The sequence below is a fragment of the Paraburkholderia sp. genome (assembly GCF_024281035.1).
Lineage (GTDB): Bacteria > Pseudomonadota > Gammaproteobacteria > Burkholderiales > Burkholderiaceae > Paraburkholderia.
The window spans coordinates 38,996-53,523 of record NZ_JAMXLH010000008.1; the positions used below are offsets into that span (position 1 = coordinate 38,996).

At 64.5% G+C, this 14,528-nt stretch carries 11 protein-coding genes; 4 read left to right on the forward strand and 7 right to left on the reverse strand.

From position 1 onward, the window contains the following. The first annotated feature begins 254 nt into the window (after nucleotides 1–254). Nucleotides 255–1,811: a methyl-accepting chemotaxis protein gene (locus Q0L30_RS02035; protein ID WP_296650504.1), complete on the forward strand. Its 1,557-nt coding sequence runs from the start codon at nucleotides 255–257 to the stop codon at nucleotides 1,809–1,811. 220 nt (nucleotides 1,812–2,031) lie between these two features. On the opposite strand, the gene Q0L30_RS02040 is transcribed toward Q0L30_RS02035, so the two are convergent. After that, nucleotides 2,032–2,778 carry a glucose 1-dehydrogenase gene (locus Q0L30_RS02040; RefSeq protein ID WP_296650620.1) on the reverse strand — a complete coding sequence of 249 codons (747 nt, stop codon included), beginning with the start codon at nucleotides 2,776–2,778 and terminating at the stop codon, nucleotides 2,032–2,034. Between the two features lie 326 nt (nucleotides 2,779–3,104). Between Q0L30_RS02040 and Q0L30_RS02045 the strand changes: the two genes are divergently transcribed. Further along, nucleotides 3,105–3,359, forward strand: coding sequence for a hypothetical protein (locus Q0L30_RS02045; protein WP_296650507.1), 255 nt, complete (start codon nucleotides 3,105–3,107; stop codon nucleotides 3,357–3,359). A gap of 152 nt (nucleotides 3,360–3,511) precedes the next feature. On the opposite strand, the gene Q0L30_RS02050 is transcribed toward Q0L30_RS02045, so the two are convergent. From Q0L30_RS02050 to hemL, 3 genes are all read right to left on the reverse strand, one after another. Further along, a complete protein-coding gene (locus tag Q0L30_RS02050) occupies nucleotides 3,512–4,147 on the reverse strand; it encodes a riboflavin synthase (protein ID WP_296650509.1) in 636 nt (211 codons plus the stop codon). Between the two features lie 45 nt (nucleotides 4,148–4,192). Next, a complete protein-coding gene (gene ribD, locus Q0L30_RS02055; protein WP_296650512.1) occupies nucleotides 4,193–5,326 on the reverse strand; it encodes a bifunctional diaminohydroxyphosphoribosylaminopyrimidine deaminase/5-amino-6-(5-phosphoribosylamino)uracil reductase RibD in 1,134 nt (377 codons plus the stop codon). Between the two features lie 79 nt (nucleotides 5,327–5,405). Beyond that, a complete protein-coding gene (gene hemL / locus Q0L30_RS02060) occupies nucleotides 5,406–6,695 on the reverse strand; it encodes a glutamate-1-semialdehyde 2,1-aminomutase (RefSeq protein WP_296650514.1) in 1,290 nt (429 codons plus the stop codon). 437 nt (nucleotides 6,696–7,132) lie between these two features. Between hemL and Q0L30_RS02065 the strand changes: the two genes are divergently transcribed. Further along, on the forward strand, nucleotides 7,133–8,368 hold the full coding sequence (locus Q0L30_RS02065; RefSeq protein WP_296650519.1) for a Bcr/CflA family multidrug efflux MFS transporter: 1,236 nt from the start codon (nucleotides 7,133–7,135) through the stop codon (nucleotides 8,366–8,368). A 103-nt stretch (nucleotides 8,369–8,471) separates the two neighbouring features. Here the strand turns inward: Q0L30_RS02065 and Q0L30_RS02070 are convergent, their stop codons facing one another. The 3 genes from Q0L30_RS02070 to zwf all read right to left on the reverse strand — a co-directional run bounded on the left by Q0L30_RS02070 (nucleotide 8,472) and on the right by zwf (nucleotide 12,659). Next, nucleotides 8,472–10,388: a bifunctional transcriptional regulator/glucokinase gene (locus tag Q0L30_RS02070; protein ID WP_296650521.1), complete on the reverse strand. Its 1,917-nt coding sequence runs from the start codon at nucleotides 10,386–10,388 to the stop codon at nucleotides 8,472–8,474. Next, nucleotides 10,369–11,070, reverse strand: a complete 702-nt coding sequence (gene pgl, locus Q0L30_RS02075) for a 6-phosphogluconolactonase (protein ID WP_296650524.1) — start codon at nucleotides 11,068–11,070, stop codon at nucleotides 10,369–10,371. Before pgl ends, Q0L30_RS02070 begins: the two co-directional genes overlap by 20 nt. Nucleotides 11,071–11,192: 122 nt before the next feature. Then, entirely contained in the window at nucleotides 11,193–12,659 is a 1,467-nt protein-coding gene (gene zwf / locus Q0L30_RS02080; RefSeq protein WP_296650528.1) for a glucose-6-phosphate dehydrogenase, read from the reverse strand. A 576-nt stretch (nucleotides 12,660–13,235) separates the two neighbouring features. On the opposite strand from zwf, the gene Q0L30_RS02085 reads away from it, so the two are divergent. After that, a complete protein-coding gene (locus Q0L30_RS02085; protein WP_296650530.1) occupies nucleotides 13,236–14,486 on the forward strand; it encodes an ABC transporter substrate-binding protein in 1,251 nt (416 codons plus the stop codon). Nucleotides 14,487–14,528: the final 42 nt, after the last annotated feature.

A 14,528-nucleotide genomic window follows, 5' to 3' on the forward strand; every position in this document is an offset into this window, starting at 1 on the left:
ACAGCCGTTACGAACGATGACGGTGTACATCAGCCGACGCCAAACGTTTCGTGCCGATCAAAGCAATGCGTATTCAGGCCTGGAAAATCGCCCTTATACGTTTTAGTATCGATCGACGGGAGCGATTCACCTCGAACCAGGCCAACGTAGCTACACAAAAGAAATCGAAAATAATCTCCAATGACATGTGCTGATCGTGCCGGCACAGATGGTTGTATTGACAACTGTCATGGGCGAAGACATTCGGGGAAACCATGAAACTGACTTTTCGCGCAAAGCTCTTTGCCCCTCTGTTCGTTTGCTGGATCAGTTTATGGGCGGTGACGGGAGCGGGCCTCTACCACAACAAAGTGCGTCTGCTGGAAGAGCGGCAGCTTGCGATGAAATCGGCCACCGAAATCGGTGTCTCGATCGCAAAGGATTATGCGGCGATGGTGGCCGCCGGAAAACTTCCCCTGGCTGAAGCGCAACAGCAAGCGCTGGCACGCATCAGAGCGCTGCGCTTTGGGAAGGACGGCTACCTTTTTGTGATCTCCTCCGAGCCTAAAGTCCTGCTGCACCCGATCAAGCCCGAGATGGAGGGGCAAAACGTCGCGGATTATAAAGATCCCAAGGGACACCACCTGTTCAGGGACATGGCGGACATCGCGAGAAGCAAGGGCGAAGGGTGGGTGGAATATGTCTGGCCCAAGCCAGGCAATCCGGATCAATCCAGGGTATTTCCCAAAGGCACCTATGTCTTGACGTACAAGCCATGGGACTGGACGTTCGGAACAGGCGTCTATCTGGACGACCTGACCGACGCGACGATCAAGGACTTCTGGCTCGCTTTTCTCGCGCTGAGCGTGGTCGGCGTTTTCCTGAACGGCGCAAGCCTGCTGGTCATTCGAAGCTTGAACAAGGCGGTTGGCGGAGAACTGGAAGCCGCCGCAGATGCTGCGCGGCGAATTGCCGCCGGTGACCTGTCCGAAACGGTCAAGGTCAAACCCGGTGACGACTCCAGCCTGCTGCATACGATGAAAACCATGCAGGATAACCTGCTGAGTATCGTCACCAAGGTGCGCTCGGGAGCCGACGCGATCTCGGGCGCCGCGAGCGAAATGACTGCGGGCAATGTTGACCTGTCGTCACGGACCGAGCAACAGGCAGCGGCATTGGAACAGACCGCCGCGTCGATGGAGGAACTGACGGCGACCGTGAAGGAGAATGCCGACAACGCGCATCAGGCCAGTGAGATGGCGGTTGCAGCTTCGCATGTCGCGGGACAGGGCGGGGACGCCGTGGCCGAAGTGGTGAGCACCATGGCGGCCATTAACGTGTCGTCGAGGAAGATCGTCGACATCATCGGCGTTATCGACGGCATTGCCTTTCAAACCAACATCCTCGCACTCAATGCGGCCGTGGAAGCGGCACGCGCTGGCGAGCACGGTCGTGGATTTGCGGTTGTTGCAGGCGAAGTACGTACGCTGGCACAACGCTCCGCCGTGGCCGCCAAAGAAATCAAGGCCCTGATCGACGATTCCGTCGGCAAGGTGGATGCCGGGACTTCACTCGTCGAGCAAGCTGGCGCGAAGATGAAAGAAGTCGTGGAGAGCATCCAGCGCGTGTCGGACATCATCGGCGGGATCGCCGCAGCCGGGCACGAGCAGACGAACGGCATCGAACAGGTCAACCAGGCCGTCGCTCAAATGGATCAAACGACGCAGCAGAACGCCGCGCTGGTCGAACAGGCCGTCACCTCGGCGGATGCATTAGACAAGAAGGCTGGCGAATTGACTCAGGCAGTCAATGTGTTCAGGTTGAAAAATTGACATCCCGAACAGGCCTAACTGCGCGGTCCAACCGCTCGGCCCGGCTGTGCGGTTTTGACTTCGCGATGGCGTGTCCACTTGCCATCGGTCAGGACGCGCGCCGCCGGTCGTCAGTACACGGGATCTCAATCGCTGTAGCCCGATTCAACGTAAACGGGCACGTCGGCAAAAGCTGCCGAACGTGCCTCTTTTCTCAGAGCGGTTTCACCGCCAGTGCGCGTTACCGCAGTCCCCCGCTGGCAACGATATGCTCGCCTGTCAGCCATTTAGCGTCGTCCGACGCAAGAAAAACCACTGCCGATGCGATGTCGTCCGACTGCCCAACGCGGCCGAGCGGCGTCTGGCTGATTGCAAACTTCTCGAAATCCGATCCGATCAACCCCGCGGTATGCGTACCTTCGGTCACGACCACGCCCGGATTGATTGCGTTCACGCGGATCTTCTTCGGCCCGAGCTCACGTGCGAGCACGCCGGTGATCGCATCCACCGCGCCTTTCGTCCCGCTATAGACGGCACTTCCCGGTGGCGTGATGGTCGTTACGACCGAGCTGACGTTGATGATGCTCGCACCTTCGCCAAGATGCTTGACGGCAGCCTGCGTGGTGAGCAGCACGCCGAGCACGTTCGTGTCGAACTGCTTGCGGTAATGGGCTTCCGTGACTTCTTCGATCGGCGCCATCTCGTAGATGCCGGAGTTATTGACGAGTATGTCGAGGCGACCGTACGTTTCGATTGCCGTGCTGACGATGCCTTGCGCTTCGGCGGCCTTCGACACGTCGCCGCCCACGGCAACTGCCTTCCCTCCGGCTGAAGTAATGGCGGATACAACGGTATCCGCACCTGCCTTGCTGCTCGCGTAGTTGACGACCACCGCAGCGCCTTCGGCCGCGAGTGCCTTCGCAATACCGGCACCGATGCCTTTCGATGCGCCCGTGACAATGGCTACTTTCCCTGCAAGCTTGCCCATGATGTATTCCTCAGCGTAAATCGCACCATTAATCGAAACCGGCGTTTTGACTTGCATGAAGTAATCGGCCGGTGCTGAGCGTGAATGTAGAGGTCCGCGGCACCGCGATAAAGCGTCCGGAAACGAATTGACTGGCAGGATCAGCCGAACAATCGGTGTAAGCGGTCGTAGAATTTTCAACCGCATTGACCGCAATGATGAACGGATTAGGTCTGTGATGTACCCGGGAGGCTATATCCGTGGGACGAGCGCGTTCAGAGCGCTTCCAGCATCGGGTAGGTATATTGCTCTTTGTAGTGACATGTCGATTCCGCACGGAGGACGAGATGAACAAAGTGTCCCTTGCAGTTCTGATTTCCCTTTCGACGCTGACGGGTGCTGCTTACGCGCAGACGGAGAACGGCGTCACGATGAGCACCGACCCGCAGAAGGTTGCGGAATTCGAGCAGCACGCACAGGAAGTGCAGGCGCACCAAGGCGAAGCGCAGCCGGCACGGATGGCGCCGGCGAGGGTGACGAGAGAGCATCCCTGGGTGAAAAAGCATCATCCGTACGTCGGGAAGTCTGCGCCGGCGCAGTGACAGGGCGCGTGCCGAAGAGGGGAGTCTTTAAACGCGTGACGGTATACGAGCCGCAGAAAGCGGTCGTATACCGTCAGAAATATCGTCGCAAAGTCGAAGTTGCGGCGAATTTGGGCGAGACGATAGCAAACTGCCAATCCGCTAAAGCCGAATTACTTCACGGGCTTGGCGGCGTCCTGAGAAGTGCTGAGCATCCTTTCCACATACCGCGCAATCAGGTCGATCTCCAGATTCACCTTCGAACCGGCCTGCAAATGCCGGAGCGTCGTCACCTCGACGGTGTGCGGAATCAGGTTGATCGAGAATTCACAGCCGTCCGCGCGGTCGTCGACCGAGTTCACGGTGAGGCTCACGCCATTGATCGTCACCGAGCCCTTGTATGCGAGGTAGCGGCCGACATCGGCGGGCGCGAGGATGCGAAGTTCATGCGACTCGCCCACCGGCGCAAAGCGCGTAACGGTGCCGAGGCCATCCACGTGGCCCGACACGATGTGCCCGCCGAGGCGGTCGTGCGCGTGCAACGCCTTTTCGAGGTTCACGTCGCCGGTCGCGGCGAGGCCCACGGTGTGGTTCAGGCTTTCGCGCGAGACTTCGACGTCGAAGCGCGTTGCCGACTTTTCGATCACGGTCATGCACGCGCCCTGGATCGCGATGCTGTCGCCGATCTGCACGTCGTCGAGATCGAGGCTGCCCGCATCGACGGTGAGGCGCACGCCCGCGTCAGCACCGGCGCCGAGCGGCTTGATCGATTCGATGCGGCCCACCGCCGCGACGATTCCGGTAAACATCGTGCTGTTCCTTGTGTTCGTTTCGTGAGTGAGATGCGCGGCGGCTTACGGCGCATCCGCCTGCAGGTTCTCGCCGCGCACCACGCGCGCGAGGATGCGTAGATCGTCGCCGATGCGCTCGACCGCATGGAAGGTCAGGCGCGTGCGCTCGTCGAGGCTCTCCGGCGCGGCGATGTCGATCATGCCGAGCGCGTCGGTGCCGAGCAGCGACGGCGCGACGTAGAGCAACAACTCGTCCACGCAGCCCTCGCGGAGCAGCGAGCCGTTGAGCTTGTTGCCCGCCTCGACGTGAAGTTCGTTCACGCCGCGCGCCGCCAGTTCGGTCAGCATCGCGGGCAAATCGACCTTGCCGTGTCCGTTGCCGAGCGCCACCAGTTCGGCGCCACGCGCACGCAGTGCTTCGGCTCGCTCGGCATTGCGATCGTCGAGCGAAGCGCAAAACACGAGTGTCGGTGCGCCAGCGAGAATCTGCGCTTCGGGCGACACTTCGAGCCTGCTGTCGACCAGGATGCGCTTTGGCTGGCGCGGCGTGTCGACCGCGCGCACGGTCAGGCGCGGATCGTCTTCCTTGACGGTGCCGATGCCCGTGAGAATCGCCGACGCGCGCGCGCGCCACGCGTGGCCGTCCGCGCGCGCTTCGGCGCCCGTGATCCACTGGCTCACGCCGGAGGGCAGGCCCGTGCGGCCGTCGAGCGACGCCGCGATCTTCATGCGCACCCACGGGCGCTTTCTCGTCATGCGCGAGACGAAGCCGATGTTCATCTCGCGCGCTTCATTCGCGAGCAGCCCGCAGCGCACGTCGATGCCCGCGTCGCGCAGCATCGTGAGGCCGCGCCCCGATACGAGCGGATTCGGGTCTTCCATCGCCGCGATCACGCGCGCGACCTTCGCTTCGATGAGCGCGCCCGCGCAGGGCGGCGTGCGGCCGAAGTGACTGCACGGTTCGAGCGTCACATAGGCCGTTGCGCCGCGCAGTTCATGGCCGCGCGCGCGCGCGTCCTTCATCGCCTGGATTTCGGCGTGGTCCTGGCCGGCCGGCTGCGTGAAGCCTTCGCCGATCGCCACGCCGTCCTTCACCAGCACACAGCCGACGCGGGGATTCGGATCGGTCGTGTAAAGGCCGCGCGCCGCGAGGGCGAGCGCGCGCTCCATATGGACGAAATCGGTTTGCGAGAACATCGTCATGCACTTCTGAGCAACGGTTCGGGTGAGCCGGGCGAGGTGCCCGGCGCTCTCTCGGGGCGTGCGTCGCGCGCGTTTATGCTTCGGCGAACGCGCGGCGTGCGGCGGCGATGGTCTCGTCGATGATCGCGTCGTCGTGCTTGATCGACACGAAGCCCGCTTCATAAGCCGACGGCGCGAAGTACACGCCCGCGTCCAGCATCTGGTGGAAGAAGCGGTTAAAGCGCGAGACATCGCTCTTCGTGACTTCGGCGAAGCTCGTCGGGACCTTCTCGGCGAAGTAGAGGCCGAACATGCCGCCCACGGAATCGGCGACGAACGGCACTTTCGCTTCGTGTGCCGCCTCGGTGAGGCCCTGCGCGAGACGCGCGGTCTGCGCCGTGAGGCGATCGTAGAAGCCGGGCGCCTGGATCAGCTGCAGCATCTTGAGACCGGCTGCGACCGCGACAGGATTGCCCGAGAGCGTGCCCGCCTGGTACACGGTGCCGTTCGGCGCGAGGTGATCCATGATCTCGCGACGGCCGCCGAACGCCGCTGCGGGCATGCCGCCGCCGATCACCTTGCCGAGACACACCATGTCGGCCTCGATGCCGTAGAGCGCCTGCGCGCCTTTGAGGCCCACGCGGAAGCCGCACATCACTTCGTCGAAAATCAGCACGGCGCCGTGCTTAGTGCACAGGCTGCGCAGTGCGCCGATGAATGCCGGCGAGGCCTTCACGAGATTCATGTTGCCCGCGACGGGCTCGATGATCACGGCGGCGATTTCGTCGCCGAACGCCTTGAACGCTTCTTCGAGCGCCGCGACGTTGTTGTACTCGAGCACGGTGGTGTGCTTCGCGATGTCGACGGGCACGCCCGCCGACGTCGGGTTGCCGAACGTGAGCAGGCCCGAGCCGGCCTTCACGAGCAGGCTGTCGGCGTGGCCGTGGTAGCAGCCTTCGAACTTCACGATGCGGTCGCGCTTCGTGAAGCCGCGCGCGAGACGCAGCGCACTCATGGTCGCTTCGGTGCCGCTCGACACCATGCGCACCTGTTCCATCGACGGCACGATCTTGCAGATTTCCTCGGCGATCTCGATCTCGGCCTCGGTCGGCGCGCCGAACGAGAAGCCCTTCGAGAGCACGCGCTGCACGGCGTCGAGCACTTCGGGATGGACGTGGCCGAGGATCATCGGGCCCCACGAGCCGATGTAATCGATATAGCGCCGGCCGTCGGCATCCCAGAAGTACGGCCCTTCGGCGCGTTCGACGAAGCGCGGCGTGCCGCCGACCGAGCGGAAGGCGCGTACGGGCGAGTTGACGCCGCCGGGAATGGTTTGCTGCGCGCGTTCGAAGAGGGCCTGGTTCCTGGACTGAGTGTTGGACATGAGTGCTGAACCTGCGTGAGTGATGTGGCGCGCGGCGTACGATCTCGCGCCGCGTAGGGGTAATCTGGCGAAATTGTACCGGACTCGCGGGGATAGGTCCGGGGTGCAGGTTGCCGCGGCAGCCGCGCGCGCCGCGCCGGCGCAAAAGCGGCCAGCCGGGTCCGAGGGCGGTTGGGCGAGGCGCTACGTCGCGACGAAACCAGCCACAAAAGCCGCCACAAGAGCTGCCGTTACGGACGATTTTTCCGGTTTTGGAGCCGTTTTCGCGGCTCTTTTTGCAGCGCTAAAGACCCGAGCCTGCCTCGGGTACAATGACTCGCTCCGATGCCGCGCGCGCCACCCGCGCTGCGGCTCATGACCGATACGGCCGCGGCTTGACGCTGCTCGAACGCACGCGGCCCGTTTCTGCCCGTTTTTGCCCGTTCCCGCCCATTTCCATGCCTCATTCGCCACGCCGCCGGCCTGATATCCGGCTGATTCTGCTGCTCGGCGCGCTCGCGGCCTGCGGCCCGCTCGCCACCGACATGTACCTGCCGAGCCTGCCGAGCATCGCGCAGACGTTCGGCGTATCGGCAGCCGCGGCGTCCGCGACCCTCACGAGCTTCATGGCTGGTTTTTCGGTCGGCATGCTGCTTTACGGCCCGGTGTCCGATGCCTATGGCCGCCGGCCGGTGCTGCTGGGCGGCATCGCGCTCTTCACCGTGGCGAGCATCGCGTGCTGGCTGTCGTTCTCCATCGGCGAGCTGGTGATCGTGCGCTTTTTGCAGGCGCTCGGCGCGGGTGCGGCGTCGGTGCTCGCGCGCGCCATCGCCCGCGATGCACACGATCCATCCGATGCCGCCAGGGTGCTTTCGATGGTCGCCATCGTCACGTCGATCGGGCCGCTGCTCGCGCCGCTGATCGGCGGGCAGTTGCTGCTGCTTGGCGGCTGGCGCGTCGTCTTCGTTGCGCTCACGCTGTTTGGCCTCGCGTGCGCCGTCGCGGCCTGGCTGCGCGTGCCCGAGACCTGGCCGGCCGAAAAGCGCGAAAGCGCGGCGGTGTTGCGCTCGTTCGCCGCCTATGGGCGCCTGCTGCGCGATCCGCTCGTGTGGGGGCACATGCTGTGCGGCGGCATGGCGTTCGCGTCGATGTTCACCTATATCTCCGCCACGCCGTTCGTCTACATCGAGTATTTCCACGTTTCGCCGCAGCACTACGGGCTTTTCTTCGGCGTGAACGTGTTCGGCATCATGCTCGGCAACGTTCTGAATACCCGGTTCGTCGGGCGGCTCGGCGTGCTGCGCATGGTGTCGATGGCGTCGACGCTCAGTTGCGTCGCGTCGCTGTTCGTCGCGCTGATGTGCCTGACCGGGTGGGGCGGGCTGTGGTCGATCGTGTTCGGGCTGTTCTTCGTGGTGAGCGTGGTGGGCGTGCTCGGCGCGAATTGCGCGACCGACCTGATGCACCGCTATCCGATGAACGCAGGCGCGGCGGCGGCCGTGTTCGGCGCGGCGCAGCTTGGCCTCGGCGCGCTCGCGAGCGCCGTGGTCGGCATGTTTCCCGGCGTCTCGCCGTTCGGCATGGGCGTCACGATCGGCGCGTGCGGCGTGCTGGCCTACGTCGGGCGCATGCTCGTGGTGCGCTGGCACGGGCATCCCGCGCCGGGTCAGGCGCGGCAGCCCGCTTCGACGTAAGCGAAGCGGGCAGCGGCAGCCGCCATGAAAAATGGGACGCCTCGGCGTCCCATTTCTTTGCACATGCGGTTGCGCGCGCAAGCGGTGCGCGTGCAGGCCGCAATCAGTCGCGCGCGGTCGACGACGCTCCGTGGCTGAGCCAGTCGAGCACGGCCGACGCATCGTCGTCGGCCTGTGCGCGCACGCGTTCCATCGCGTCGTGCATGTCGCCTTCCGAAGACGCGCGGCGGATCGCGACGCCCACCGCGAGAATGTCGATCATCAGCAGATGCAGGATGCGCGAGATCATCGAAAGCTGCGACTCGCGCATTTCGATGTGATCGGTTTCGAGCGCAACGTTCGCGCGGCGCGCGAGCGGCGTGTTGCTCGACGTGATGGCGATCACCTTCGCGCCGGCCTGCATCGCGACGTCGAGTACGCGCAGCAGCTCGGGCGCGCGGCCCGATTTCGACACGGCCACGATCACGTCGCCCTTGCCGAGCAGCGCCGCCGAGGCCGCCTGCATGTACAGGTCGCCGTAGGCGATGGTCGGAATGCCGAAGCGGAAGAACTTGTAATGCGCGTCCTGCGCGACGATGTGCGAATTGCCGAGCCCGTAGAACTCGATGCGGCGCGCGCCGTTGAGCAACGAGATAGCCTCTTCGACGTGCTCGAAGTTCAGGTGCTCGCGCAGCTGCAGAATCGCCGAGACCGTGTTGTCGAGCACCTTCGCGCCGAAGTCGGTCGCCGCGTCGCCCAGATGCACCTGGCTGTGGCTTACGGGAATCGTGCCCGTGAGGCCGGTCGCGAGCTTGAGCTTGAAGTCGGAGAGCCCCTGGCAGCCGAGCGAGCGGCAAAAGCGGATCACCGTCGGCTGGCTCACGTCGGCCTTGCGCGCGATGTCGACGATCGGATCGTTGATGATCGAGCGCGGATGGTTGAGCGCGAGGTCGGCCACGCGGCGCTCGGCGGGCGTGAGCGCGTCGCGCATCTGGCGGATGCGCTCGAAGACGGCCGACGAGCCGCCGCCCGCGCGGTTCGACAACTGCTCGGCGAGGATCGCGGAGACGCCGAGGAACGCCGGATATTCGGCGGTGATGACGTAGGTGGGGACATTCGCGAGATACGCGTCGAAGCGCCCTTTGGCCTCGAAGCGCTGGCGAAACGACGAGCGCGTGAACAACTCGCCAAGTCGCGGCACGACGCCGCCGCCGATATAGATGCCGCCGAGCGCGCCGAGCGTCATTGCGATGTTGCCCGCGAAGCTGCCGAGAATGCCGCAGAAGCATTCGACGGCTTCCTGCGCGAGCGCTTCGCCTTCGTGGGCGCGCTTCGCGACCTCGGCCGGATCGAGGTTGGCGACGACGCGCTTTTTGTCGCGCGCGGCGAGCGCACGATAGATCAGCTCGAGCCCCGGGCCCGCGCACACGCGCTCGAACGAGACGTGCGGCCACTTCTTGCGGGCGAACTGCAACACGAGGTCTTCGCGCTCGTCCTGCGGCGAGAAGCTCGCGTGGCCGCCTTCGCTGCCGAGCGCGATCCAGCGGTCGTCGGCGGGAATCAGGCCCGAGACGCCGAGACCCGTGCCCGGCCCGAGCAGGCCGATCACGCTGTTCTGGCGGCGCGTGCCGCCGCCCACCTGCATGCGCTGGGTGTCGGTGAGGCCAGGCAGCGCCATGGCGAGCGCGGTGAAGTCGTTCACGACCAGCAGCGTGTCGAAGCCGAGCGCGCGGCGCGTGGCCTCGATCGAGAAGGTCCAGTCGTGATTGGTCATGCGCACCTGGTCGCCGTCGACCGGGTTCGCAATCGCGATCGCCGCGTGATTCACGCGGCCGATCTTCACGTCGGCCAGGTACTGCTCGATCACTTGCGCGACGCCAGGATACTCGGCGCACGGATACACGCGCACCTGACCGATTTCGCCCGTGCCGGTTTCGAGCGCGAAACGCGCGTTGGTTCCGCCGATATCGGCGAGGAGCCTCGGTCCGTCGGCGTGCTGGCCCGCGGACGGGCCAGCTTTGTTAGGCACACCAGTAGACATCGAGTCTCACTCCCTTGTCGTTCGCCAATTTAGATATGGCGTTGTTCTGTTCGGCCGCGGCGGCCTGTTGCAAAACTTCAAGCTTACGTTGTCCCGCGATCAGCAGGAAGAGGCGATCGATCTGGCGCAGCGCGCGCATCGACCACGACACGCGCGCATGCGGCGCCGCCTGCGGATGCACGGCGACGAACGGGCGTGCCGTCGTGATCGCCTCATGCCACTCGGGCGCGTCCGCGAAGATCGATGCCGTGTGGCCGTCCTCGCCCATGCCGAGCACGGCGACGTTGGGCAACAGGCGCTGCGGATCGGCGTTGAGCGCGGCGACGTGCGCATCGAGCGTGGCGGACACGTCCACGAGTGGCAGGAAACGTGCGAGCGCGGCCTCGTTTTTCAGCAGTGTCTCGCGCACGAGGCGCGCGTTGCTGGCGGGATCGGATTCCGGCACCCAACGGTCGTCGACGAGCGTGACGTCGGTGCGGGCCCAGTCGAAGCGATGCGTCGACAGCGCCTCGAGGAACGGGCGCGGGCTCGTGCCGCCGGAGACGGCGAGCGTCGCCCGGCGCGTGCCGGTGCCGGGGGCGGCCTGCTGAGCGGCGAGCGACGCATGTAGCGCATCGCCCACGGCTCGTGCCAGCGCGTCGGATTGGACGCGCGGGTCATCGAATACATGAAGCTCGATCACTTCTCCTCCGTGCAGCTATTGCGGAGATCCTTGCGGATCTCGTGCATATTCCATCGGCCCATCAGCCCATCAGTCGTGTACGGGCGGCCGCGCGGCGCGTGGCCGCCGTCCTGCATCCAGCGTCAGTTTTCCTCTTCGAGCCAGCAGGTGCCATGCTGCGCGAGCATCGCGCCCGACGCGGCAGGCCCCCACGTGCCGGCCGCGTAGGGCTTCGGCGGACGCAGCGAGGCCGCCCATTCGTTCAGGATCGGCTCGACCCATTTCCAGGCCGCTTCCTGCTCGTCGCGGCGCACGAAGAGCGCGAGCCGCCCGTGGATCACGTCGAGCAGCAGACGCTGATACGCCTCCATCTGGCCTTCGCGGAAGAACTGGTCGAACGCGAGATCGAGGTGCACGCTAGCGAGATTCATCCCTTCGCCCGGCTGTTTCGCGAGGCAGTAAAGACGAATGGTCTCATTCGGCTGCAGACGGATCACGAGGCGGTTCGCGCCGGGACGCAGTGCGGGCGCGCCGAGCGCCGAGTGCGGCACGGGGCGGAAGTTCACCACGATTTCCGCGACGCGGTCCGCGAGCCGCTTGCCGGTGCGCAGGAAAAACGGCACGCCGGCCCAGCGCCAGTTCTCGATCTCCACCTTGAGCGCGACGAAGGTCTCGGTGCGGCTGTCTTCCTTCACGCCCGGTTCGGTCGCGTAGGCCGGCACGGCCTGGCCGCGGATCACACCCGCATGATACTGGCCGCGCACCGCAACCTTGCTGATGTCGCGGGTATCGATGGGCTTGAGCGCGCGCAGCACGCGTAGCTTCTCGTCGCGCACCGAGTCGGAATCCATCGAGTGAGGCGGCTCCATGGCGACGATCGACAGCAGCTGCAACAGGTGATTTTGCACCATGTCGCGCAGCGCGCCCGTATTGTCGTAGAAGTCGCCGCGCGCCTCGACGCCGAGTTCCTCCGCGATGGTGATCTGGATGCTTTCCACCCATTCGCGGCGCCACAGCGGCTCGAAGAGCGCGTTGCCGAAGCGCAGCGCGAGCAGGTTCTGCACCGGCTCCTTGCCGAGGTAGTGATCGATCCGGTAGATCTGGCCTTCGGCGAAGATTTCACCGACAGCATCGTTGATCGCATTCGACGACTGAAGGTCGTAGCCAAGCGGCTTTTCCAGCACGATGCGCGCGTTGGTGTTCAACCCGACCGAGGCGAGCGCGCGGCAGATCGGCACGAACAGCGACGGGCCCGTCGCGAGATAGAACACGCGGATGCCCGGCAACGGCGCAATGGCGTCGCGCAGCGTCGTGAAATCTTCGGCGCGCGACAGGTCGAGCTTCACGTAGTCGATGCGGGTGAGAAAGCCGGCCCACGCGGCCTCGTCGAGACCGTTTTTCGAGACGTGCGGCCGCACATGCGCGTCGACCCACTGAAGGTACTGCGCGCGGTCGTCCTCTTGCCGCGCGACACATACGATCTTGCCCGACGCCGCGAGCATGCCTGAGCGATGCGCTTCATAGAGGGCGGGGAGGATCTTGCGCATCGACAGGTCGCCGGTGCCGCCGAAGAGAACGAACGTGAAGCCCGAATCGGTCTGGGATTGCATAGTCTCCGTCACATTCCTGGGGGGCCGCTGCAGGGGGAAATCGGGCGGCCGTAGTTCGACAAAATTTTTTTTGACACTGAATTGTAGTTTAACTACAATTCAAATCAAGAGGTAACGTTCAATCGATGGAAAATGCATGCCGGAGCGCGGTATAAAGGCGCCACCGTCCCATGAATCCCCGGGCGGACGGAACATTCCTCATGGTAATGGACAATGAATTTGTCCACGTGAGCCGTGGTGGACGGGTCGCGATTCCGAGGGACGTTGGGCTGCTTTACGCGAGATGCGATGAGCGGCGCCTCGACCAGCTGCAGGTGCGGGCGATCCGCGCGTTGCCCGCCGGCCGGTGAGAATCAGAAAGAAGAGGAGACAGTCAGTTGCATTCCAAGCCACTCATCTCTTGAGCGTACAGCGGCCGTACACCGGCACGCGGCCCGCGCGCATCCAGCGAAAACGCATGCTCGCGCGGCACTCCGGCGCCCGACCGTCCAGTGTTTTGCCTGTTTGAACCACAACCGCACCCTGGCGACATCAGGGGCCAATCGTTTTTTTTCAGGTGTCTGGAGGAGATAAGCAATGAAATTCCGAGCGATCATGGGCGCCCTGTGCGCCGCAGGTCTGTTGGGCAACGTCGCGGTCACCGCGCAGGCAGCCGAATCCCTCGAAGTGCTGCACTGGTGGACGTCGGGCGGCGAATCGAAGGCCGTTGGCGTGCTCAAGGACGACATGCAGAAGCAGGGCTATGTGTGGAAGGACTTCGCTGTTGCCGGCGGTGCGGGCGCGGCGGCCATGACCGCACTGAAGACCCAGGTGATTTCGGGCAATGCGCCGAGCGCTGCCCAGATCAAGGGGCCTCTGATCCAGGAATGGGCTGACCAGGGCGTGCTCGCGCCGATCGATTCGTCCGCCACCGACTGGAAGGCGCACCTGCCGCCGCAGATCGACAAGATCATGCGCGCAGACAATCACTACGTCGGCGCGCCGTTCTCGGTGCACCGCGTGAACTGGGTGTGGATCAACAAGGCCGCGCTCGAAAAGGTGGGCGGCAAGCCGCCGGCCACGTGGCCGGAATTCTTCGCGCTCGCCGACAAGCTGAAGGCTGCCGGCTATCAGCCGGTCGCAGCGGGCGGCCAGCCGTGGCAGGACCTGACGCTGTGGGAAGACGTGGTCCTTTCGCAAGGCGCAGACTTCTACAAGAAGGCGCTCGTGGATCTGGACCAGAAGACGCTCACGTCGCAGCAGATGGTCGGCGTGTTCGATACGGTCCGCAAGATCGAGTCGTACATGGATAACGGCCGCACGGGCCGCGACTGGAACCTCGCGACGGCGATGGTCATCAACGGCAAGGCCGGCATGCAGTTCATGGGCGACTGGGCGAAGGGCGAGTTCGCGAACGCGAACAAGCAGCCCGACAAGGACTACGTCTGCGCGCCCGTGCCGGGCACCGAGAAGGCCTACACTTTCAACGTGGACTCGTTCGTGTTCTTCCAGCAGAAGGGCCAGAAGGCCGCGACGCCGGGCCAGCTCTCGCTCGCGAAGACCATCATGAGCCCGTCGTTCCAGGAGCAGTTCAGCCTGTACAAGGGTTCCATCCCGGTCCGTCTGGGTGTGGACATGAGCAAGTTCGACGCATGCGCGAAGCGCTCGTACGCGGATGAGCAGACCGCCATCAAGGTCGGCGGCTACGTGCCGTCGCTCGCGCACGGCATGGCTCAGCCCGATGCCACCGCCGGTGCGATCACCGACGTCGTGACGAAGTTCATGAACTCCAACCAGGATTCGAAGAGCGCAGTCGCAGCGCTCGCGAAGGCGGCGCAAACGAAGTAAGCAGGGTGAATTCCGCGCGCGGCGAAGAAGTGCGCCGCGCGC